General features: G+C 65.1%; 21 protein-coding genes and 1 pseudogene. 11 read left to right on the forward strand and 11 right to left on the reverse strand.

Translation table 11 applies throughout. The features are described from left to right. The 5 genes and pseudogenes from AC5ZFO_RS31200 to AC5ZFO_RS31220 all read left to right on the forward strand — a co-directional run. Window positions 1-144 (forward strand): annotated as a pseudogene (locus AC5ZFO_RS31200) (chemotaxis protein CheW); the annotation flags it as partial. Between the two features lie 72 nt (window positions 145-216). Next, on the forward strand, window positions 217-582 hold the full coding sequence (locus tag AC5ZFO_RS31205; RefSeq protein WP_007600538.1) for a response regulator: 366 nt from the start codon (window positions 217-219) through the stop codon (window positions 580-582). Between the two features lie 74 nt (window positions 583-656). Further along, on the forward strand, window positions 657-1,850 hold the full coding sequence (locus AC5ZFO_RS31210) for a protein-glutamate methylesterase/protein-glutamine glutaminase (RefSeq protein ID WP_041955012.1): 1,194 nt from the start codon (window positions 657-659) through the stop codon (window positions 1,848-1,850). Then, a complete protein-coding gene (locus tag AC5ZFO_RS31215) occupies window positions 1,847-2,719 on the forward strand; it encodes a CheR family methyltransferase (protein WP_282524571.1) in 873 nt (290 codons plus the stop codon). Before AC5ZFO_RS31210 ends, AC5ZFO_RS31215 begins: the two co-directional genes overlap by 4 nt. Window positions 2,720-3,016: 297 nt before the next feature. Continuing rightward, the gene (locus AC5ZFO_RS31220; protein WP_223153690.1) at window positions 3,017-3,457 is read left to right on the forward strand and encodes a hypothetical protein; all 441 of its coding nucleotides are present in this window, start codon (window positions 3,017-3,019) and stop codon (window positions 3,455-3,457) included. A gap of 56 nt (window positions 3,458-3,513) precedes the next feature. On the opposite strand, the gene AC5ZFO_RS31225 is transcribed toward AC5ZFO_RS31220, so the two are convergent. The 4 genes from AC5ZFO_RS31225 to ctrA form a co-directional block, all read right to left on the reverse strand. Beyond that, window positions 3,514-4,674 carry a glutathionylspermidine synthase family protein gene (locus tag AC5ZFO_RS31225; protein ID WP_282524570.1) on the reverse strand — a complete coding sequence of 387 codons (1,161 nt, stop codon included), beginning with the start codon at window positions 4,672-4,674 and terminating at the stop codon, window positions 3,514-3,516. 3 nt (window positions 4,675-4,677) lie between these two features. Continuing rightward, window positions 4,678-5,070, reverse strand: a complete 393-nt coding sequence (locus tag AC5ZFO_RS31230) for a hypothetical protein (RefSeq protein ID WP_282524569.1) — start codon at window positions 5,068-5,070, stop codon at window positions 4,678-4,680. A 1-nt stretch (window position 5,071) separates the two neighbouring features. Next, entirely contained in the window at window positions 5,072-5,476 is a 405-nt protein-coding gene (locus AC5ZFO_RS31235; RefSeq protein ID WP_282524568.1) for a DUF350 domain-containing protein, read from the reverse strand. Between the two features lie 171 nt (window positions 5,477-5,647). Further along, window positions 5,648-6,349, reverse strand: a complete 702-nt coding sequence (gene ctrA, locus AC5ZFO_RS31240) for a response regulator transcription factor CtrA (protein WP_008138878.1) — start codon at window positions 6,347-6,349, stop codon at window positions 5,648-5,650. 431 nt (window positions 6,350-6,780) lie between these two features. Here ctrA and fliI point away from each other — a divergent pair, with 431 nt between their 5' ends. From fliI to AC5ZFO_RS31270, 6 genes are all read left to right on the forward strand, one after another. Next, a complete protein-coding gene (gene fliI, locus AC5ZFO_RS31245) occupies window positions 6,781-8,106 on the forward strand; it encodes a flagellar protein export ATPase FliI (protein ID WP_085403223.1) in 1,326 nt (441 codons plus the stop codon). Window positions 8,107-8,227: 121 nt separating this feature from the next. Next, window positions 8,228-8,647, forward strand: coding sequence for a flagellar export protein FliJ (fliJ, locus tag AC5ZFO_RS31250; protein ID WP_008138882.1), 420 nt, complete (start codon window positions 8,228-8,230; stop codon window positions 8,645-8,647). Between the two features lie 180 nt (window positions 8,648-8,827). After that, window positions 8,828-9,373, forward strand: coding sequence for a sigma-70 family RNA polymerase sigma factor (locus AC5ZFO_RS31255; RefSeq protein WP_041955015.1), 546 nt, complete (start codon window positions 8,828-8,830; stop codon window positions 9,371-9,373). A gap of 37 nt (window positions 9,374-9,410) precedes the next feature. Beyond that, window positions 9,411-10,469, forward strand: a complete 1,059-nt coding sequence (locus AC5ZFO_RS31260) for an anti-sigma factor (RefSeq protein WP_282524567.1) — start codon at window positions 9,411-9,413, stop codon at window positions 10,467-10,469. Window positions 10,470-10,678: 209 nt separating this feature from the next. After that, window positions 10,679-11,638 carry a helix-turn-helix transcriptional regulator gene (locus AC5ZFO_RS31265; protein ID WP_028158908.1) on the forward strand — a complete coding sequence of 320 codons (960 nt, stop codon included), beginning with the start codon at window positions 10,679-10,681 and terminating at the stop codon, window positions 11,636-11,638. Window positions 11,639-11,753: 115 nt separating this feature from the next. Beyond that, entirely contained in the window at window positions 11,754-12,974 is a 1,221-nt protein-coding gene (locus AC5ZFO_RS31270; protein ID WP_282524566.1) for an NAD(P)/FAD-dependent oxidoreductase, read from the forward strand. Between the two features lie 335 nt (window positions 12,975-13,309). Here the strand turns inward: AC5ZFO_RS31270 and AC5ZFO_RS31275 are convergent, their stop codons facing one another. The 7 genes from AC5ZFO_RS31275 to AC5ZFO_RS31305 all read right to left on the reverse strand — a co-directional run bounded on the left by AC5ZFO_RS31275 (window position 13,310) and on the right by AC5ZFO_RS31305 (window position 20,178). After that, a complete protein-coding gene (locus AC5ZFO_RS31275; protein WP_014497685.1) occupies window positions 13,310-13,513 on the reverse strand; it encodes a hypothetical protein in 204 nt (67 codons plus the stop codon). A 295-nt stretch (window positions 13,514-13,808) separates the two neighbouring features. Continuing rightward, window positions 13,809-15,950 (reverse strand): flagellar biosynthesis protein FlhA, encoded by a 2,142-nt coding sequence (gene flhA, locus AC5ZFO_RS31280; RefSeq protein WP_496122978.1) that lies wholly within the window; start codon window positions 15,948-15,950, stop codon window positions 13,809-13,811. A 358-nt stretch (window positions 15,951-16,308) separates the two neighbouring features. Then, window positions 16,309-16,611 carry a copper-binding protein gene (locus AC5ZFO_RS31285; protein WP_282524564.1) on the reverse strand — a complete coding sequence of 101 codons (303 nt, stop codon included), beginning with the start codon at window positions 16,609-16,611 and terminating at the stop codon, window positions 16,309-16,311. A 15-nt stretch (window positions 16,612-16,626) separates the two neighbouring features. Next, the gene (locus AC5ZFO_RS31290) at window positions 16,627-17,082 is read right to left on the reverse strand and encodes a cupredoxin domain-containing protein (protein WP_496122988.1); all 456 of its coding nucleotides are present in this window, start codon (window positions 17,080-17,082) and stop codon (window positions 16,627-16,629) included. 32 nt (window positions 17,083-17,114) lie between these two features. Next, window positions 17,115-18,446, reverse strand: coding sequence for a copper oxidase (locus AC5ZFO_RS31295; protein ID WP_496122979.1), 1,332 nt, complete (start codon window positions 18,444-18,446; stop codon window positions 17,115-17,117). Window positions 18,447-18,459: 13 nt separating this feature from the next. Then, window positions 18,460-19,884, reverse strand: a complete 1,425-nt coding sequence (locus AC5ZFO_RS31300) for a TolC family protein (protein ID WP_496122980.1) — start codon at window positions 19,882-19,884, stop codon at window positions 18,460-18,462. A gap of 9 nt (window positions 19,885-19,893) precedes the next feature. Continuing rightward, window positions 19,894-20,178, reverse strand: a complete 285-nt coding sequence (locus tag AC5ZFO_RS31305) for a hypothetical protein (RefSeq protein WP_282524561.1) — start codon at window positions 20,176-20,178, stop codon at window positions 19,894-19,896. Between the last annotated feature and the right edge of the window lie 66 nt (window positions 20,179-20,244).

Genomic DNA, 20,244 nt, shown 5'->3' on the forward strand with positions numbered 1-20,244 from the left:
GCCGGCATGGAAGAGAACCCCGTCAACCTCGATCCCCGCATGGCCAAGCTCGCCGGCGGCGTCCACCGCCTCGACGGGCAGCTCATGGTCGTCCTCGACGTCGATCGTGTCCTCGAGCTCGCGCCCGAGATGATGGCGGCCTGATACGGCGGCATCGCCGCCGACGGACTCGCAATTAGAAGTACCCCCACAAGGGGGTAGGAAGCAGAGGTTCACATGCGCACTTGTCTCGTCGTTGATGATTCCAGCGTCATCCGCAAGGTTGCGCGCCGGATCCTGGAGGGCCTCGACTTCCAGATTCTCGAAGCCGAGGACGGTGAGAAGGCACTGGAGGCCTGCAAGCGCGGCTTGCCCGATGCCGTGCTGCTCGACTGGAACATGCCGGTCATGGACGGCTACGAATTCCTCGGCCATCTCCGGCGGATGCCCGGCGGCGACCAGCCCAAGGTGGTGTTCTGCACCACCGAGAACGACGTCGCGCACATCGCCCGTGCGCTGCACGCCGGCGCCAACGAATACATCATGAAGCCCTTCGACAAGGACATCGTGACGGCGAAATTCCAGGAAGTCGGGCTTATCTGAGCGAACATCCGGAGGCTGAACGGATCCTTCGGCGATTGTTTCAACTGAACCGTTTCAGTCTGAGTTGGTGAGTAATGAGTGTTGCGTTCGCAGGTAATTCGACCACGGGTCCGTCGCGCGACGCCGGGCCGCTGCGGGTGATGGTCGTCGACGACTCCGTCGTCATACGCGGTCTGATCTCGCGCTGGATCGGTGCCGAGCATGACATGGAGGTCGCGGCCTCGCTGCGCACCGGGCTCGAGGCGGTCAACCAGCTCGAACGCATCAATCCCGACGTTGCCGTGCTCGACATCGAAATGCCCGAGCTCGACGGCATCTCGGCGCTGCCGCAACTGCTGGCGAAGAAGCGCGATCTCGTCATCATCATGGCCTCGACGCTGACCCGCCGCAACGCGGAGATCAGCTTCAAGGCGCTGTCGCTCGGTGCAGCCGACTACATTCCGAAGCCGGAGTCGACGCGCGAAGCGTCGGCCGCGGACATCTTTCATCACGACCTGATCCAGAAGATCCGCCACCTCGGCGCGCGGCTGCGCCGCAGACCCGCAGTCGCGAGCCCGCCGCTGGCGCCCGCGACCCCGGCACCGGCTGCACGTGCACCGGCTGTCGTGCGGCCCGCCGCGCCCGCACCGGCCCTGCATGCGCCGTCGTCGGGGGCGCTGTCCACGCGCCCGTTCTCGGCCCACGCACCGAAGGTGCTGCTGATCGGCTCCTCGACCGGCGGTCCGCAGGCGCTGATGGCGCTCGTCACCGAGCTCGGCCCGGTGATCGACCGCTTCCCGGTGCTGATCACCCAGCACATGCCGCCGACCTTCACCACCATTCTCGCCGAGCACCTGGCGCGCGCGAGCCGCAAGCCGGCGGCCGAGGCGGTCGACGGCGAACCGGTGAAGCCGGGACGGATCTACCTCGCGCCCGGCGGCAAGCACATGCGTGTCGTGCGCAGCGGCGCGGACGCGGCGATCGCGCTCGACGACGGTCCCGCCGTCAATTTCTGTAAGCCCGCGGTCGATCCGCTGTTCACCTCCGCCATCGACATCTGGCACGGCAACATCCTCTCGGTGATCCTGACGGGCATGGGCTCGGACGGCATGCGCGGCGGCAAGGACATCGTCGCCGCCGGCGGCAACGTGATTGCGCAGGACGAAGCCTCCAGCGTGGTCTGGGGCATGCCGGGCGCGGCGGCCAATGCCGGCATCTGCGCGGCGATCCTGCCGCTCAACCAGATCGGCGCCAAGGTCAATCGCCTGTTCGCGGGAGACCGCTCGTGACGCCGGTCGACTACGAATATCTGCGCAAGTTCCTGAAAGAGCGCTCCGGCCTCGATCTCTCCGCCGACAAGCAATATCTCGTCGAGAGCCGGCTGCTGCCGCTTGCCCGCAAGGCGAGCTTGCCCGGTATTCCCGATCTCGTGCTGAAGATCAGGAACGGCGACGGCCGGCTTGCGACCGACGTGGTCGAGGCGATGACCACCAACGAGACCTTCTTCTACCGTGACAAGATCCCGTTCGATCATTTACGCGAAACCATCCTGCCGGGCCTGCTCCAGGCGCGCGCGGCGCGTAGGTCGCTCCGCATCTGGTCGGCGGCCTCGTCGACCGGGCAGGAGCCCTATTCGATCGCGATGTGCGTGAAGGAGATGGGCGCGGCCTTCGCCGGCTGGCGCATCGAGATCGTCGCCACCGATCTGTCGCAGGAGGTGCTGGAGAAATCCAGGGCCGGGATCTACAGCCAGTTCGAGGTGCAGCGCGGCCTGCCGATCCAGCACCTGATGAAATACTTCACGCAAGCCGGCGAGCTCTGGCAGCTCAATGCCGACATTCGCGCGATGGTGCAGTTCCGCCAGCTCAATCTGTTGCAGGACTTCTCCCATCTCGGCACGTTCGACGTGATCTTCTGCCGCAACGTACTGATCTATTTCGACCAGGACACCAAGGCCGTGATTTTCGAGCGCATGGCGAAGGGACTGGAAGCCGACGGTACGCTGCTGCTTGGTGCGGCCGAATCCGTCGTCGGCATCACCGACGCGTTCCGCCCGATCACCGAGCGCCGCGGTCTCTATCAGCTCAACCCCGCGCGCTCTGGCCGTCCGATGGGCGGATTGATGCCGCAGCCGCTGAAGGTCGCCGCGGCGAGGTGATTCGCCGAACGACAGGCAATCTCACTGAACGCCGTCGTCGCGAATGATCGGCAACAACTGGCGGATATCGTTCCGTCAGAGTGCGTGACGCTTCACACGCGGTTGAGCATTGCGGATTACTCGACTACCGCGCAATAGAGCGCGTGCCGCGATGCAATGCAATCGCGGCGCTAATCAGCATCTGACGGTTGTGCTATGCTGGCGATGGTCCCGCCGAACCGAGGCGGGATTCCATTCCATCATGAATTGTACTGAGGAGGACATACCATGCGAATGTCTTGTGCCTCGTATTTCTTGTTGGCGGCGCTTTCGTTGCCCGCCACTGCTCTCGCTGGCGAGCAGGTCCTCGAATTCAAGCTTGTCACCAAGCCGATGGACTTAAAGGTCACCGAGGTCGCGAACGTCGAAGGTCAGACGGTCATGTCTGGCAAAATGTTTGGCGTTGCCTTCTTCAAGGACGGCCGCGTTGCGGTGAAGGACTTCGTCCACTCCGCCGACCTGATCAAGGGCTCAGGACCCATCTACGGCTACAGCACCTACACCTTCGACGACGGATCCTCGATCACGGCGCGCTACGCCGGCGCGATCAAGGATGGTCGGGCGAAAGGCGAATACACGATCCTGTCGGGCACCGGGGCGTATGCAAACGCGACGGGCACGGGCGGCTTCGAAAGTGCGCAAGCCGGCTTCAAGGGCGCGGGCCTCTACGACGGGAGATTCATCGTCAAGACACCCTGAGTAAGCACGCAAGTCTCTGCGCTCGCGTGCCGTTCCGATGAGGTCGCGAGCGCATTTCACAAAATCGCATGCGGCAGAAACCGCGAGCGGTTGCCCGTGATCGGGCTCTCGTCCTCGCGGATCGACAGGCCGCACGGCTCGTGGTTCACCAGCCAGCTTCCCACCACCACATAGAAGCCCGAGAAATTCGGCAGCGGCGACAGCGCCTGCCGCACGAAACCTTCGGCGCCGTAGGGGCCTGCCTGCTCGTCGAGCGGCGTGCCTCCGGACACCAGAGTGACATTGGCACCTTCGCGCGACAGCAGCGGCTTGCGGACGTAGGAGCTGCCGAGCTCGGCTGCCCGCGCGTCGTCCTCGAAGAAGGCCGGCAGCAGATTGGGATGGTTCGGAAACATCTCCCAGAGCAGCGGCAAAATGCCCTTGTTGGAGAGCACCGCCTTCCACGGCGGCTCGATCCAGCGTGTCGGCGCGCTCATCAGCTTGGCGCCGAAGGCGTCGTGGAACATCCATTCCCAGGGATAGAGCTTGAAGGCGAACGCGATGTCGCCGTCGTCGAGATCGACGAAGCCGCCGGGCTCGTCGCGCCAGCCGATCTCCTCGATGTCGAGCAGCCTGGTCGAAAGCCCCGCCTGGCGCGCGGTGTCCTCGAGATAAGCGAGCGTGCCGGCGTCTTCCTCGTTGCCGGTGGTGCCGGTGAGATGGACATGGCGGCCCGCGGCAATCTCCTTCCACGCCGCGATCAGCCGCTCGTGGATGGAGTTGAACTGGTCGGCGCGCACCGGAATGATGCGGCGTTCGATCGCCTGTTCGAGCCAGGTCCATTGAAACACCGCGGCCTCGAAGATCGAGGTCGGCGTATCCGCGTTGTATTCGAGCAGCTTTGCAGGCGACTGTCCGTCGAACTTCAGATCGAGCCGGCCATAGAGGCTGCGGTCATCGCGCTCCCAGCTCTCGGCGATCAAGCTCCAGAACGCCTCCGGAACCTTCAGGCGTCGCAGATAGCGCTCGTCACCGATCACGCGGCCGGCAAGCTCCAGGCACATCGCGTCGATCTCGGCTGTCGGCGTCTCGATGCCGCGCTCGATCTCGTCGAGCGTGAAGGCGTAATAGGCGCTCTCGTCCCAATAGCGTTCGCCGTCGATGGTGTGGAAGGCGAAGCCGCATTGTTCGGCGGTCTGCCGCCAGTCGTCGCGCTCGGGGCAGACGATGCGTCGCATGGATCAACCACCCCCCGAGAAGCCATGGCCGAACGAGCCGAAGCCGCCACGGCTCACGCTGCTGGAGCCTGAGTCCGAAGAGCTTCCCGAAGAGGAATGGCTCGAGGAATCGCTGCTGAAGAAGCTCGATCGCGACGACCAGCGCGAGCTGCTGCCGCCGCTGCCGCCGGATGAACTGCTGCTACTGCTGCACGTCGTGGTCGTCTGGCCCGGCACGGCTCCGGGCGAGGGCTCGCAGTGCTGCCGCGGCATCAGCGTGTAGGCGGTGGTGCCGACCGCAATCGTGCCCATCACCAGCAGCGCGACATGGCCGGAGCGCTTCACCGGCGGCCCCGATGGCGGCGCCACGGGCGCCGGCCGGCGCTTGCCGAACTCCTTTTTGGAGGGTTTGGCCATGTCAGTAGATCATGCAGGCGGCGTTCAACAGGCCCGCCGCGAGCGAGGACAGCCCGAGCCAGATCGCCGGCGCAAGCTCGCCTGCGGCAATCCGCGCCGACAGATTCGGCACCGGGACCTTCACCAGAAAGAGCACGATGATCTGCACGATCAGCGCGATAATCGCCCAGATCAGGCAGTCCAGCACATTGGCCGAATGCGCGATCGCGCTGACCAGCGGTGCCACGAAGCCGAGCAGGCTGAGACCGAGCGCGATCGCGGCCGCCGGCTCGTTATCGCGGATGAGCTGAAACTCGTTGTGCGGGGTGATGCGGGTGTAGACGAGCAGATACGCCACGATCGCGATCAGGCCGGTGCAGAAATAAACCAGGAAGGCGGGCAGGCCGGCCAGTGATTGCAGGATCATCGTTCCCCCATCGTGCAGCGACCATTCGTCGGCGGGGGGAAGATAGCGGTTCAATGGCGCAAGGACGATGAGGCCGTGTTGGCGTCCCCCAAAAAACAAAACCCCGCCATTTGCGGCGGGGTCCAGGCTGGGAGGAGCGAGCCCCGGGGGCTCGCGACGTAAAGCCTAAGATCAGGCGGGAATGCGCTCTTCGTGCTCGTGCGGCTCGCGCAGCACGTAGCCGCGGCCCCACACGGTCTCGATGAAGTTGCGGCCCTCGGAAGCGTTGGCCAGCTTCTTGCGGAGCTTGCAGATGAAGACGTCGATGATCTTCAGCTCCGGCTCGTCCATGCCGCCATAGAGGTGGTTGAGGAACATTTCCTTGGTGAGGGTCGTACCCTTGCGGAGCGAGAGGAGCTCCAGCATCTGGTATTCCTTGCCGGTCAGATGCACGCGCTGGCCGCCGACTTCCACCGTCTTGGTGTCGAGGTTGACGACGAGGTCGCCGGTCTGGATGACCGACTGGGCGTGACCCTTGGAGCGGCGCACGATCGCGTGGATGCGGGCCACCAGCTCGTCCTTGTGGAAGGGCTTGGTCATGTAGTCGTCGGCGCCGACGCCGAGACCCTTGACCTTGTCCTCGATGCCGGCGAGGCCGGAGAGGATCAGAATCGGTGTCTTGATCTTGGAGACCCGAAGCTGCTTGAGCACGTCGTAGCCGGACATGTCGGGCAGGTTGAGGTCGAGAAGAATAATGTCGTAATCGTATAATTTACCGAGATCGACGCCTTCTTCCCCCAAATCGGTCGTGTAGACGTTGAAGCTCTCAGACTTCAGCATCAGCTCGATCGACTGCGCGACGGCGCTGTCATCTTCAATCAGCAAAACGCGCATGCCAGTTCCCCATAGTCGCCGCTCCTGGGCGTCAGGTCGGCCGCATTCGCGGCACTCAACAAAACGCCTTTGAACAACTGATTCGGATCCTGACAACAGATGGTTAACAAACTCTGATTCTGGAACGCAAGTCCCCCCGGTGCAATTTTTGTCGAATCGCCCTAAGGTCTTGCGCGCGAAGCAGCTTTCGTCACCCCGTACCGTTCAAGTTCCACTTTAAGAGACGGGCCTAACCGACTCCCGCGACTCAGCCTTCTTCTGAAGGGGAGTCACGCTCAGTCACAAAGACAGTGACGCAATGATTAACGATGCGGGTAAACACGAAGTTAAGCGCCGTTCAGAAATATGGCGAAACTTAAGTCTTTCGCCATGAAGCCCGGGATCGAAGGCGATCGCCCTATGAACGTCCTCTTATTGAAGGCGCGCCTTTCATGAAGGCTCTTGCCGAACAGATCGGCGACATCGACGGCGTCAACATTTATGGCCGCGTGGTCGGCGTTCGTGGCCTGATGGTCGAAGTGGCCGGACCCATTCACGCGATGTCGGTCGGTGCGCGGCTCGTGATCGAGACCGGCGCGAACCGTTCCATTCCCTGCGAGGTGATCGGCTTCTCCGGCAACAACGCTGTCGTGATGCCGTTCGCCGGCCTGGACGGGGTGCGCCGCGGCTGCAAGGCCGTCATCGCCAATGCCGCCAACCAAGTGCGTCCGTCATCGGCCTGGCTCGGCCGCGTCGTCAACGCGCTGGGCGAACCGATCGACGGCAAGGGGCCATTGCCGCAGGGCCCGGCGCCGATGCCATACCGCAATTCGCCGCCGCCGGCGCATTCGCGCAAGCGCGTCGGCGCCCCGCTCGATCTCGGCGTGCGCGCGATGAACACATTCCTCACCTGCTGCCGCGGCCAGCGCATGGGCATTTTCGCAGGGTCCGGCGTCGGCAAATCGGTGCTGCTGTCGATGCTCGCGCGCAACGTCGATGCCGCGGTCAGCGTGATCGGGCTGATCGGCGAACGCGGCCGCGAGGTCCAGGAATTTTTGCAGGACGATCTCGGCGAGGAGGGCCTTGCGCGCTCGGTCGTGGTGGTCGCGACCTCGGACGAGCCGGCGCTGATGCGGCGCCAGGCGGCGTATCTCACGCTCGCGGTGGCGGAGTACTTTCGCGATGAAGAGAAGGACGTGCTCTGCCTGATGGACTCGGTGACGCGCTTCGCCATGGCCCAGCGCGAGATCGGCCTGTCCGCCGGCGAGCCGCCGACCGCCAAGGGTTATACGCCGACCGTGTTCACCGAGCTGCCGAAGCTTCTGGAGCGCGCGGGGCCGGGCCTCGGTGAGGGCGCGATCACCGCGATCTTCACGGTGTTGGTCGACGGCGACGACCATAACGAGCCGATTGCGGATGCCGTCCGCGGCATCCTCGACGGCCATATCGTGATGCAGCGCTCGATTGCCGAGCGCGGCCGTTACCCCGCCATCAACATCCTCAAATCCGTCTCCCGCACCATGCCGAAATCGGCCGATCCGCAGTTCTGGCCGACCATCCAGCGGGCCCGCCAAGTGATGGCGACCTATGCCGACATGGAGGAATTGATCCGGCTCGGGGCCTACCGGGCCGGTTCCAGCCCCGAGGTCGACGAGGCGATCCGGCTGCACGAGCCGCTGGAGGCGTTCCTGCGCCAGCGCAAGGACGAAAATGCATCACTGGCGGACGGCTACCGCCAGTTGGCGCAAATCCTCGGTGATTTGGAAACGGAACGCTAACTTTGTCAGGTCATCATCCGCTCTCACAGAGTAGCAGAGCCGGTCTTGGCCCTATTAGGGCCTGTGGGGAGACCGGTGACGTCCCACGTGCAGCCAGGGGACTTCTGGGGAGTATGAGTCGATGAAGTCACGTGATACCCTCATCCGCCTGAAGAAATTTCAGGTCGACGAGAAGCGCCGCCGGGTCACCCAGATCGAGACCATGATCGCCGACTTCCAGCGGATGTCGACCGATCTTGAACGCGAGATCACGACCGAGCAGGAGCGTGCCGGGATCAACGATCCCTCGCACTTCGCTTATCCGACCTATGCCAAGGCCGCGATTCAGCGCCGCGAGAACCTGACCCGCTCGGCCGACGAACTGAAGGGCCAGCTCGACGAAGCCAAGGCCGCGCTGGCCGAAGCCTTCGAGGAACTGAAGAAGGTCGAGCTCCTCGACGAGCGTGACCAGGCCCGCGAGCGCGCCGAAGAAAACGCCCGCGAGCAGGCCGATCTCGACAGCATCGGCCTGATGCGCGCCCGCATCGGCGCCGTCGCCTGACGGCGCAGCCAGCGGTCCAACAGCCGAGAATTCGTCGAACCCGGACCCGCAAGGTCCGGGTTTCGCGTTTGCTATCCACAGCGTGGCGCGCCGCCCCTTGGTGATGGGCTTTGCCGCGCGCTATGGTAGCGGAGTGCCAGGGCCTGCGCGGAACGCGACAGGCCGTGTGTGGGGGGCAGAATGCTGACGCCAGCAGAGCTGGTCGGGCTGATTGGGGAGGTCGCCAGGGGCGATCAGGCCGCGTTCGAGCGCCTCTACGTCGCCACGCGCGCGAAACTCTATGGCGTCGTGCTCCGTATCTTGCGTCGACAGGATCTCGCAGAGGAGGTCATTCAGGAGACCTACGTCAAGATCTGGAACGGCGCCGGCCAGTTCAATCCGGCCTTGTCGTCGCCGATCACATGGATGGCATCGATCGCGCGCAACCGCGCCATCGACATCGTGCGCAAGAAGACGGAAGTCTCCATCGAGGAAGAGCCGCAGGCGATGGAAGTCGCTGCCGACAGCCCCGATCCGCTGGCGCGGAGGGAGATGACCGAGGAGTTGAAGCGGCTCCTGGAATGCATCGGCCGGCTCGAGCCGGATCGTCAGAGGCTCGTGCTTCTCGCCTATTACAACGGCTGGAGCCGCGAGCAATTGGCGGAAAAATTCGCTGCGCCCGTCAACACGGTGAAGACGTGGCTCCGGCGCAGCATGTTGGATATCCGCGAGTGCCTCGGACTATGAGGGCTTGCATTGTGAGGGTGGTTCTGGACTGCAAGTGATGGCCTACACGGAGGACCATATCGCGCTCGCCGCGGAATATGCGCTCGGTACGCTCGACGCCGACGAGCGCGCGCAGGTCGAGACCATGATGGCCGTGGACAAGGCGTTCGCCGATGTCGTGCAGGCCTGGGCTTACCGGCTCGGCGTCCTCAACCAGATGGTCGGCTCGGTCGAGCCGCGCCCGATCGTGTGGGAGAATATCCGGTCCGAGCTTGCGCGGACGGACTTTGCACAGGAGACCCCTGCGCCGGAAGCTTCGCCGCCGCCACTACCTGTGCCGGAGTTCTCCCCGATCGAAGCTGCACCGCCCGAGCCGTCACCGAACGCCGCGCCGCAACCGGAGCTGCAGCCTTCCGAAGCAGAGCAGCCGGGGACGGCGCGGCCCGCATTCGATGCGCTTCCCGACATCGCGCCGGTATTCATGCCGCAGGTCCATGCGCCCGATCCTGACGTCGCGCGCGCGCCGCAGGCGCCGGTCGCCGACAACAGCAACGTCATCCGGCTCGAGAGCCGCGTGAAACGTTGGCGCACCATCGCCTCCGCCGCAGGCGCGCTTGCGGCCGCGCTGCTGGTGACGCTGTCGCTTCAGATCTTCCGGCCCGATGCGCTGCCGGGCGGCTTGCGTCCGGCGCCGCGCATCCAGACGGTGGAAGTGAAGACGCCGGCGCCGCTCACGGCTGCTTCGCAATATGTCGCGCTGTTGCAGGGCCAGGGCGGCGGTCCCGCCTTCATTCTCACGGTCGACGGCGCGACGCGGAATTTCACCGTGCGTAAGGTCGGCGCGACCCCGGAGGCCGGCAAGAGCTTCGAGCTCTGGCTGATCTCCGACAAGCTGCCGCGTCCGCGCTCGCTCGGCGTGATCGGCGCGGGCGATTTCACCGCGCGCCCGGTGCTCGGCTCCTTCGATCCCGAGGTCGTCAACGGTGCGACCTACGCCGTGACCGTCGAGCAGGCCGGCGGCTCGCCCAACGGCCAGCCGACCTCGGCTCCGGTGTTTTCCGGCAAGCTGATCGAGACCGTACCGCCGTCTCAGCCGCAGGCGCCCGCGAAGAAGTAAGTGTCGTGGCGCCGTGGCCCGGATGGAGCGCAGCGCAATCCGGGCTACACGGCGCTCGACCGTCGCCAAGGTCCGTCCAGCCGTCGCAACCCGACAAGTCCTGCCGAATCCGCTCCCGCTTTGAACCTCCCCGCAATCCGCGGCGTCAAATGCCCGGAATTTGCAGTCGGCGCTGCACATCATGGTGCCGGAGAGGGGCTAGAAGTCAGATGGATGCAGCAAAGACGCCGGGCATCTTCGTCCACCAATATGCGGGTCTTCCGCATGGTCCGGCCTTCGAACATTGGCGCGAGCGGGCCTTCGGTCCCTGCGGTCTCGATGTCGGGCCGAGCCATGGCGACAGCATCGATTGCCGGCTCCAGGTCAGCGTGGTCGACAATATCGCGTTGGCCATTCCCGAAGGTGCCTCCGCGCAATATTCGCGCACGCAGAGCCATCTTGCTGATGGCAGTGACGATCTGGTCCTGATCGCCGCGCATGCGGGTCTCGTCCGCGTCGGGCAGAACGGCCACACCGTCGAGCTTGCGCCCGCGCAGATGGTGCTCGTCGACATGGGCGTCACCGGCACCGTCGGCCACACCCAGGAAGATCGCTTCACCAGCATCCGCATGCCGCGCCGCGCGCTGCTCGACATCAATCCGCGTGCCGAGGACAAGCTGTCGCAAGTGCTCTCGGATGGCGCGGTGGCCGAGACGATCTTCCGCTACCACGCACTCGCCGCCAATCACGCGCCGCATCTCGACGCCGTCGGCCAGCGCCTGACCGCGCAACACGTGATCGATCTCGTCGGCCTGCTGCTCGGCACCGATGCGGAGCATGCAAGCCTTGCGCGCGGTCGCGGACATGCGGCGGCCCGTCTCGATCTCATGCGTGCCGACGTGATGGCCGCGCTCGGCCGCAACGATCTCTGTCTGTCCGAGATCGCGACGCGCTCAGGGCTCAGCCCGCGCCAGGCGCAACGCCTGTTCGAGCAGGCCGGCACGACCTTCACCGAATTCGTGCTGGAGCAGCGCCTGGTGCTGGCGCGCAAGCTGCTCGGCGATCCCCGCGCGAGGGCACGCAAGATCAGCGACATCGCGCATTCCTCGGGCTTCTCCGACCTGTCCTATTTTAACCGCGCCTTCCGCAAGCGTTTTGGCGCGACGCCATCGGAGCTGCGCGAGGCCTGAGCCGCGATTTTATGCAGCGGAGCGGCGCCGCCGCAGTTGGTCGATCCGGGCAAATGAGCTATATCTGCCTGCGCGGGCAGGCCGCCGGAATTCTTGGACAAAGCAGTATACGGACATGGCGCGTATCGTCGTGCTCGGCGCGGGGTTTGCGGGTCTATGGGCGGCCATCGGCGCCGCGCGCAAGCGCGACGAGATCGGCGCAGCCGGCCGTGACGTCGAGATCCGTGTTGTCGATCGCAATCCTTATCACAACATCCGGGTGCGCAATTACGAGGCCGACCTCAGCGAGGTCGCACTGCCGTTGCCGCAACTGCTCGATCCGATCGGCGTCACTCACGGCATTGGCGAGGTCGAAGCCATCGACCCGGCAAGGCGCGAGATTTCTCTCGTCACGAGCAGCGGCGAGGAGACGCTGAGCTACGACCGCCTGGTGCTGGCGCTCGGCAGCGAAGTGATGCGTCCCGCCATCCCCGGCCTTGCCGAGCATGCTTTCGACGTCGATACCTATGCCGCCGCGCTCAGCCTCGAAAATCATCTCGTCTCGCTCGGACACAGCGCGCCCTCGCCGGGGCGCTCGACGGTCGTGGTGGTCGGCGCCGGATTCACCGGCATCGAGGTCGCGGCCGAGATGCCGGACAGGCTGGCGCGCGCCGGCATCACCGGCAGCCGCCGCATCGTCCTGGTCGATCCCAACCCTGCGGTCGGCGCCACCATCGGCGCGCATGCGCGTCCCGTCATCGAGACGGCATTGGCCTCGCTCGACGTCGAGACACGGCTTGGCGTGCGCGTCGTGTCCGTCGAGGCCGCCGGCATGCGCCTGAGCTCGGGCGAGTTCATCCCGGCGCAGACCGTCATCTGGTGCGCCGGGATGCGCGCGAGCCGGCTGGCCGAGAGCTTTGCGGGCGCGCGCGATCGCCTCGGCCGCCTGCTGGTCGATCCTTTTCTGCGTGTTGCCGATGTGCCGGGCGTGTTCGCCGCCGGCGATGTTGCCTCGAGCGTGGTCGACGGACTGCATCCGACGGTGATGTCCTGCCAGTTCGCCCGTCCCATGGGCCGCTTCGCCGGTCACAATGTGGTGGCCGATCTCGCGGACCTGCCGATGCTGCCGCTGCGGATCGACTGGTACGTGACCGTGCTCGACCTCGGCGGCTGGGGCGCGCTCTATACCGAAGGGTGGGATCGCGAGGTTCGCGCCACTGGCGCGGCGGCAAAGGCGACCAAGCAGACCATCAACTGCAAGCGCATCTACCCGCCGCTCACCGGCCGCAAGGCCGAGCTCTTCGCTGCGGCAGCACCGACGGTCCAGGCGCCGCCGCCGACTTATGGGGCGCGGTAGCTGGGGCACGGTAGCGCCAAACACTCGGTGTCATCGTCCGCCTTGTGCGCAATTGCGCACTGGGGCGGACGATCCAGTATTCCAGAGACGGCAGTGGGATACGGAGAAGCTCCGGCGTACTGGATTCCCCGCTTTCGCGGGGAATGACAGTGGTGTTCGGGGCGACGTCCCACGCTACGTCCGCAGTGAAAACATGCCCCAGACATGAGAAAGCGCCCGTGGGGGGCGGGCGCTTTCCGTAGTCGACTTGGGGTTGGGGTCGTCTACATATCCACGTGGCGACTTTGGGGGGCTGGTAAAGAGCCGCGTGAATTCACAAAACTCGTCAAATCTCCTTATCGAACGAGGGACGCGTTCGAGCTGGTGATAACAACCGGCTTGCCGGCCTTGATGACGCGGGCAGTCTGGGTCAGGCCTTCGTCCGAACCCGTGCGTGCCGCCGTGATGCCGAAGCCTGCCACCGCGATCCCAGCGACGAGGGCTACGACCACGATTTTCAAGTGGGTCGAGCGATCAGCGCTGTAAATCGAGTGGTTCATGGAAGGCTCCTGCCGCCATCTACCCGAAGTAGTCGCTACCCTGTTGGGGGAGGTTCATGCTTCCGGTCCCCAACAACCTAGTATTGGGGGGATTCGTTCCCAAGGGGCGATCACAAGAGCGTGACAGGACGTGAAAGGTCGCGATCAAAAGCGACCCCTCGATCGTGCGATTATATAATTATTTCAAGGTGGTAATGTGCTTGCGAGGCGGCTTGTTTGCATGTGGTCGACAAGGCGCCAGGAACTCAAAAACCATTTGCCTGTGGCTGAAAAACATACGGCTTCTTAAGGCAAATCAGATGCTTCCGACCGTTTTCAATCTCGCCCTGGGGTGGATTTCAGCCTGCGACAGCACCGTCGTCTGGGCGCGGAACCGCTCGACGAGGGAGCGTACGAAGGGACGAATTGCCGCAGACGTGACCAGCACCGGCGCCTCACCTTCGCGCGCGGCGCGCTCGAAGGCCTCGCGCACGCCGGTCATGAATTCCGACAGCTTCGAGGGTTGCATCGCGAGGCTGCGTTCCTCGCCCTGGCCGATGATGGATTCGGCGAAGGCCTGCTCCCACCGCGCCGACAGCGCTATCAGCGGCAGATAGCCGCTGTAGGAGGTGTTCTGGGCGCAGATCTGCCGCGCGAGGCGGGCGCGGACATGCTCGACCATGGTCGCGGGATTGCGCGAGAAGGCGAGCGAGTCGGCGATGCCTTCCAGGATGGTCGAGAGATCGCGGATCGAGATGCGCTCGGCGAGCAGCAGCTGCAGCACGCGCTGGATGCCGGAGACCGTGACCTGGCCCGGCACGATGTCCTTGACCAGCTCGCTCTGCTCCTTCGGCAGCTCCTTGAGCAGCTTCTGCACCTCGCCATAGGAGAGCAGGTCCGACATGTTGGCCTTGAGCAGCTCGGTGAGGTGGGTCGAGAGCACGGTCGCGGCGTCGACGACGGTGTAGCCCTTGAGCGAGGCTTCTTCCTTGAGGCTGGCGTCGACCCAGGTCGCGGGCAGGCCGAAGGTCGGCTCGGTGGTGTGGATGCCGGGCACCTGCACCTGGCTGCCGCCGGGGTCCATGACCATGAACTGGTTCGGCCAGATCTTGCCGGTGCCGGCGTCGACCTCCTTGATCTTGATGATGTAGGTGTTGGCTTCGAGCTGGACGTTGTCGAGGATGCGCACGGCGGGCATCACGAAGCCCATCTCGATGGCGAGCGAACGGCGCAGCGCCTTGATCTGCTCGGTGAGCCGGTCGGTGCCATCAGGGCCGTTGACCAGCGGCAGCAGCGCGTAGCCGAGCTCGATCTTGAGGTCGTCGATCTTGAGCGCGGCTGAGATCGGCTCTTCGGCCGCGGCGGCGCCCGACGCGCCGGCAGTACCCGCCGCAGGTGCGGCGTTGGCCATTGCCTCGGCCTTGGCCGTCACCCGGTTGCGGTTGCGGGCGTGCCAGGCGAGCGCGCCGGCGCCGGCGCCGAGCGCCAGGAAGGGAATGGTCGGAATGCCCGGCAGGGCCGCCAGCACCAGCATGACCGCCGAGGACATCGCGAGCGCCTGCGGATAGCCGGAGAACTGCTTCATCAGCGCCTTGTCGGCGGCGCCGGACACGCCGGCCTTGGAGACGAGCAGGCCGGCCGCGGTCGAAACGATCAGCGCCGGCACCTGGGTGACGAGGCCGTCACCGACGGTCAGCAGCGTGTAGCTGCGCCCGGCGTCGGCGAAGGAGAGGCCCTGCTGCGCGACACCGATGATCATGCCGCCGACGATGTTGATGAAGACGATCAAAAGGCCCGCGATGGCATCGCCGCGGACGAATTTCGAGGCACCGTCCATGGCGCCGAAGAAGCCGCTCTCGTCCTCCAGGTCCTTGCGGCGCTGCTTGGCGACCTTCTCGTCGATCAGGCCGGCGGAGAGATCGGCGTCGATCGCCATCTGCTTGCCGGGCATGGCGTCGAGGTGGAAGCGTGCGGCGACTTCGGCGATCCGGCCCGAACCCTTGGTGATGACGACGAAATTGACGATGATCAGGATGGCGAAGACGATGATGCCGATGACGAAATTGCCGCCCATCACGAAGCTGCCGAAGGCTTCGATGACGTGACCGGCAGCATCCGTGCCCTCGTGCCCATGCGACAGGATCAGGCGGGTCGAGGCCATGTTCAGCGAGAGGCGCAGCATGGTCGAGATCAAGAGGACGGTCGGGAAGGCGGAGAATTCCAGCGGCGCCTGGATGAACAGCGACGTCATCAGGATCAGGATCGAGAGCGTGATCGAGATCGCCAGGAACAGGTCCAGCACGATCGCGGGCAGGGGCAGGATCAGCACCACCAGGATGGTGAGGACGCCGAGCGCCAGCGCGATATCGCCGCGCTTGAGGATGTTGCCGATCTCGGTGAGGGTGGGGAAGCCGGCGTTCGTGCCGCCTACGCCCTGTCCCGCGGTGACGTCGACCATGGTAGCTGCTCCCCCGCGCGACTGCCGTCCGCGCGCCCCAAACGTCTGCGCGGCGGCCGAAGGGCCGCCGTTTCGAAAGTGAGGCACCGCACTGGCGTCCACGGGGGACCTCCCGTTCTACGCGGCTGACGACACTCGACTTCACCCGGCAATTCTTGCCGGGTGTATGGTTAGCAAAGGGTTAACGGAGGGTGCGGCAGGAGGTCAGACCGGGGTGTTTCGGGGCGCGGCCAGGTAGGAGTTCGTCATGCCCGGGCTTGTCCCGCCTGCGCGGCCGAAGGCGTGGATGGCCGGGACGGGCCCGGCCATGACGCTGTGGAAGCGTTTGGCGCCGAAATCAGCTGCGGAGGACGTAGCCCTACTTCGCCTTCTGCATCGTCGTCACCGTATACCCCGAAGCCGCCTCCTCGGCCTCGAAGGTCACCTTGTCGCCGACCTTCACCTGCTTGAGCAAAGCGGGGTCCTTGACGCGATAGACCATGGTCATGGGTTCATCCATGCCGAGGCTTTTCGCTGGCCCGTGCTTGAGCGTGATCTTGCCGGCGCCCTCGTCGATCTTCTTGACCTCGCCGCTGATCGCGGCGCCCTGGGCCGCGAGGGCTTCGGCGGCAAGACCGACGGTCAGCGCCAGCGCTGTGGCGATACGGATGGTGCGCTTCATGGGAGTCTTCCCTTGTTACTTCACGGTGACGTGGCCGACCATGCCGTAGTCGCGGTGGTCGGGAATCAGGCAGGAAAATTCGAACGTGCCGGCCTTGCTGAACTTCCAGAGGATCTCGGCCGTCTTGTTCGGTGCGAGCCTGACGCCGTTGGGATCGTCGTGCTCCATGTGCGGATGCTTCTTCATCTCCACGGCATGCGCGAGATTCTCCTTCGTGGTGGCGAGCAGGAATTCATGGTCCTCCTTGCCGACATTGCGCAGCACGAAACGAATCTGCTCGCCGCGATTGACCTCGATCCTGGCGGGCGCGTAGTCCATCTCGTTCAGCAGGATCTCGATCGTGCGCGCGGGCTTCCTGGGATCGCCGGGCTCGCCGGCGGAAAACGTCCCATGCCCGTGCTGGTCGTGGGCAAAGGCCGGCGCCGTCGAAAGCGCAGCCAGCGCAAGTCCGAGTTTGATCGTCTTCTTCATCTTGTTCTCCAGTTGGTGGTTCATCGAAACGCTCACATCTTCATGTTCTTCATCGGCGTGCCTTGCTGCCGCGCCGGCTCTGCGGACGGCGGCGTGACCTCGTAGGCGACGGTGCCTTGCGGGAATTTGTAGGGGCCGGGATCGCGATAATCGTCGCGCGCGAGGTCCTCGCGGATCTTCATCACCGTGAACATGCCGCCCATCTCGATCGGCCCGAACTGACCGGTGCCGGTCATCATCGGCAGCGTGTTGTCGGGCGCGGGCATCTCCATGTTGCCCATGGCCATGCCGGTCGAGCCCATCGCCATGGCATCGGGCGCGAGCTTGCCGACGGCCCTGGCGAGATCCTTGCGCGAGACGCCGATCAGGTTGCGCACCTCGTGCCCCATCGCGTTCATGGTGTGGTGCGACTTGTGGCAGTGGAACGCCCAATCGCCGGGATTGTCGGCGAGAACGTCGAACACGCGCACCGCGCCGACCGGCACGTCGGTGGTCGTCTCCGGATATTGCGCGCTCTCCGGAATCCAGCCGCCGTCGGTGCAGGTCACCGCAAAGCTGTGGCCATGCAGATGAATCGGATGGTTGGTCATGCTGAGATTGCCGATGCGTACGCGCACCTTGTCGCCGAGCCGCACCGGCAAGGGATCGATGCCGGGAAACACCCGCGAATTCCAGGTCCACATGTTGAAGTCGGTCATCTCGTTGACCTGCGGCAGGTATGTGCCGGGATCGACGCGATAGGTGCTCATCACGAAGACGAAGTCGCGGTCGACGGGTCGGAAGCTTTGATCGCGCGGATGCACGACGACCATGCCCATCATGCCCATCGCCATCTGCACCATCTCGTCGGAATGCGGGTGGTACATGAAGGTCCCGCTCTTCTTCATCTCGAACTCGTAGACGAAGGCTTTTCCCGGCTGGATGTGCGGCTGCGTCAGTCCGCCGACGCCGTCCATGCCGCTGGGAATGATCATGCCGTGCCAGTGCACGGTGGTGTATTCGGGCAGCCTGTTGGTGACGAAGATGCGGACCTTGTCGCCCTCGACCGCTTCGATGGTCGGACCCGGCGACTGGCCGTTATAGCCCCACAGATTCACTTTCATGCCTTCGGCGAACTCGCGCACCACGGGTTCGGCGACGAGGTGAAACTCCTTCCAGTCGCCGTTCATGCGGAACGGCAGCGACCAGCCGTTCAGCGTGACCACGGGGCGATAGTCGGGGCCGCTGATCGGGTGCAGCGGTGGCTGCATCACCACCTTGTCCATGTGAGGCGCTTCCGGAATGGATGCGGCCTGCACACGGCCGCTGATGGCCGACGCGCTGGCAAGCGCGGCGGTGCCCAAAAATCCTCGGCGGGAAAACATATTGGCCTCCATGTCAGTGGCCGCCATCGGCAGGCGCTGCCGCGGCGATGGTGGTTGAAGTGTCGCCGCCCGACGCAGGTGCGCCGCCGCCGTTGACGGCGGTCTGGAGGTCGGACTGGGCGAGGAAGAATTTTTGCTTGGCATCGATCGCGCCGCGCAGCGATGCGAGGCGCTGCCGTGCTTCGGTGAGCAGCGCGAAAATATCGACCTGCATGCTGGAGAAGCGCAGCTGCATCTCCTCCGTGATGATCTTGCGCAGCGGCAGGATCTCGCGCTGGTAGTGGCTGGCGATGTCGTAGCTGGAGCGATAGACACGATAGCCATCGCGCGCCTCGGAGCGAACGTTCACGGCGCGCTCGGTCAGGCGGTTGAAGGCGAGATTGTAGGTCTCCGCCGCTTGCCGCACGCGCACCTCGCCGCCGTCGAAGATCGGGATCTGGAACTGCACGTCAAAACCGCGTTCGCGGAACGGCGGGCCCTCCGGATCCTGGGTGCGACGGGAGATGCCGGCGAGGTCGAGCAGCGTGACGAAGCGCGTCGCCTCGGTGAGGTTGAGTGACTTTGCCAGCGCCGTCAGCTCCAGCCGCGCGATCTGAAGATCGATGCGATGGGCAACCGCGTCGGCTTCGATCGAGGGCAGTGCCTGGGGCCGGCGCGGCAGCGGCGGCAGCTGATCGGGCAGACGGAAGTCGAGGCCGCCGTCCCACAGCCCCATCAGGCGCGCGAGCCTTTCGCGGGCGCTCGTTGCCGCCTGCCGCGCGGTGGCGAGGTCGGCCGTGGTCTCTGCGTAGAACACCTGCTCGCGGGCCTGGTCGAGCTTGTTGATCGAGCCGGTCTCGCCGAGTTTGACCGCGAGCTGCGCCGTCGATTCTGCCGTCGCCTTCGCGTCGGTGAGCAGCGCCACCATTTCGTTTCCGGCGACTGCACGGACATAGGCGCGCCGGACATCGGCGGCCAGCCGCAGCGTCGCCAACGCCGCGCGCAATTGCGCCTGACGGAAACGGTCGCGGGCGATGTCGGAGCGGAACGGCAGCGTGGCCAGTGCGAGGATGTCGCCGACCACCTGGCGTTCGATTTCGCTCGCGCCATTGCCTGTGATGCGCGAGATCGAGAATACGGGATTGGGCGGCAGGCTCTGCTCGACGAGTTCGGTCTCGGCCAGCGCCAGCTCGTTGTAGGTGGCTTGCAGTCCCTTGTTGTTGAGCAGGGCGATCTGCACGGCTGCGTCCACGCTGAGGGGCCGCGACAGCAACTGGCGAACGCGCGCATCAACCGCGCCGGCACCTTCGGCCGTTCGCACGAAGGCGACGTCCTTGTTGATGGTCTGGCTGGTGAGGTCCGAGACCGTCGTCATGCCTCCGTCCGGCGAGAATGCCATGCAGCCGGAGAGTCCCAGCGCAGTGAGCACGAGCAGGCCCCGCGCGAAATGATGTGCCATGGCGCGCTCCTAGCGGTCTTGCTTCGGCTGCGGTGCGACAGCGTCGTTGCGGTCGCGCCATGGCCCCGGCGTCGCAGGTCGCAGGCTGGTGTAGGGCGCAATCGTCGAGCGATAGCCGACGCGCGCGACCTTCGCCGCCGGATCGGCAGGATCGGCGCCGGCCACGGGCACAGTTGCCGGCATGCAGCCGGACAATATCAATGCGGTTGCGGCCAGCAGCGGCCAATTGAATCGAAAGTGTCGTCCACGCGCCGCGGATGCGGCGGCGAACTTCGCCCCGGAAAGCGTAAGCATGAGTCATCCCTGATCTGTCGTAGAGACCACAGGTTCGCGCGCGCGGATGCGCGTGCGGCCCTGACG

Source organism: Bradyrhizobium sp. Unk1, from assembly GCF_059512345.1.

Bases quoted from the DNA above. Each gene is read 5' to 3' on its own strand.
- AC5ZFO_RS31225 (WP_282524570.1), bottom strand. From the start codon at position 4,674: ATGCGACGCATCGTCTGCCCCGAGCGCGACGACTGGCGGCAGACCGCC.
- AC5ZFO_RS31300 (WP_496122980.1), bottom strand. From the start codon at position 19,884: ATGGCACATCATTTCGCGCGGGGCCTGCTCGTGCTCACTGCGCTGGGA.
- AC5ZFO_RS31235 (WP_282524568.1), bottom strand. From the start codon at position 5,476: ATGATCCTGCAATCACTGGCCGGCCTGCCCGCCTTCCTGGTTTATTTC.
- AC5ZFO_RS31275 (WP_014497685.1), bottom strand. From the start codon at position 13,513: ATGAACCACTCGATTTACAGCGCTGATCGCTCGACCCACTTGAAAATC.
- AC5ZFO_RS31230 (WP_282524569.1), bottom strand. From the start codon at position 5,070: ATGGCCAAACCCTCCAAAAAGGAGTTCGGCAAGCGCCGGCCGGCGCCC.
- AC5ZFO_RS31255 (WP_041955015.1), top strand. From the start codon at position 8,828: ATGCTGACGCCAGCAGAGCTGGTCGGGCTGATTGGGGAGGTCGCCAGG.
- AC5ZFO_RS31285 (WP_282524564.1), bottom strand. From the start codon at position 16,611: ATGAAGCGCACCATCCGTATCGCCACAGCGCTGGCGCTGACCGTCGGT.
- AC5ZFO_RS31265 (WP_028158908.1), top strand. From the start codon at position 10,679: ATGGATGCAGCAAAGACGCCGGGCATCTTCGTCCACCAATATGCGGGT.
- AC5ZFO_RS31295 (WP_496122979.1), bottom strand. From the start codon at position 18,446: ATGTTTTCCCGCCGAGGATTTTTGGGCACCGCCGCGCTTGCCAGCGCG.
- AC5ZFO_RS31205 (WP_007600538.1), top strand. From the start codon at position 217: ATGCGCACTTGTCTCGTCGTTGATGATTCCAGCGTCATCCGCAAGGTT.
- AC5ZFO_RS31210 (WP_041955012.1), top strand. From the start codon at position 657: ATGAGTGTTGCGTTCGCAGGTAATTCGACCACGGGTCCGTCGCGCGAC.
- AC5ZFO_RS31270 (WP_282524566.1), top strand. From the start codon at position 11,754: ATGGCGCGTATCGTCGTGCTCGGCGCGGGGTTTGCGGGTCTATGGGCG.
- AC5ZFO_RS31260 (WP_282524567.1), top strand. From the start codon at position 9,411: ATGGCCTACACGGAGGACCATATCGCGCTCGCCGCGGAATATGCGCTC.
- fliJ (WP_008138882.1), top strand. From the start codon at position 8,228: ATGAAGTCACGTGATACCCTCATCCGCCTGAAGAAATTTCAGGTCGAC.
- AC5ZFO_RS31305 (WP_282524561.1), bottom strand. From the start codon at position 20,178: ATGCTTACGCTTTCCGGGGCGAAGTTCGCCGCCGCATCCGCGGCGCGT.
- ctrA (WP_008138878.1), bottom strand. From the start codon at position 6,349: ATGCGCGTTTTGCTGATTGAAGATGACAGCGCCGTCGCGCAGTCGATC.
- flhA (WP_496122978.1), bottom strand. From the start codon at position 15,950: ATGGTCGACGTCACCGCGGGACAGGGCGTAGGCGGCACGAACGCCGGC.
- fliI (WP_085403223.1), top strand. From the start codon at position 6,781: ATGAAGGCTCTTGCCGAACAGATCGGCGACATCGACGGCGTCAACATT.
- AC5ZFO_RS31290 (WP_496122988.1), bottom strand. From the start codon at position 17,082: ATGAAGAAGACGATCAAACTCGGACTTGCGCTGGCTGCGCTTTCGACG.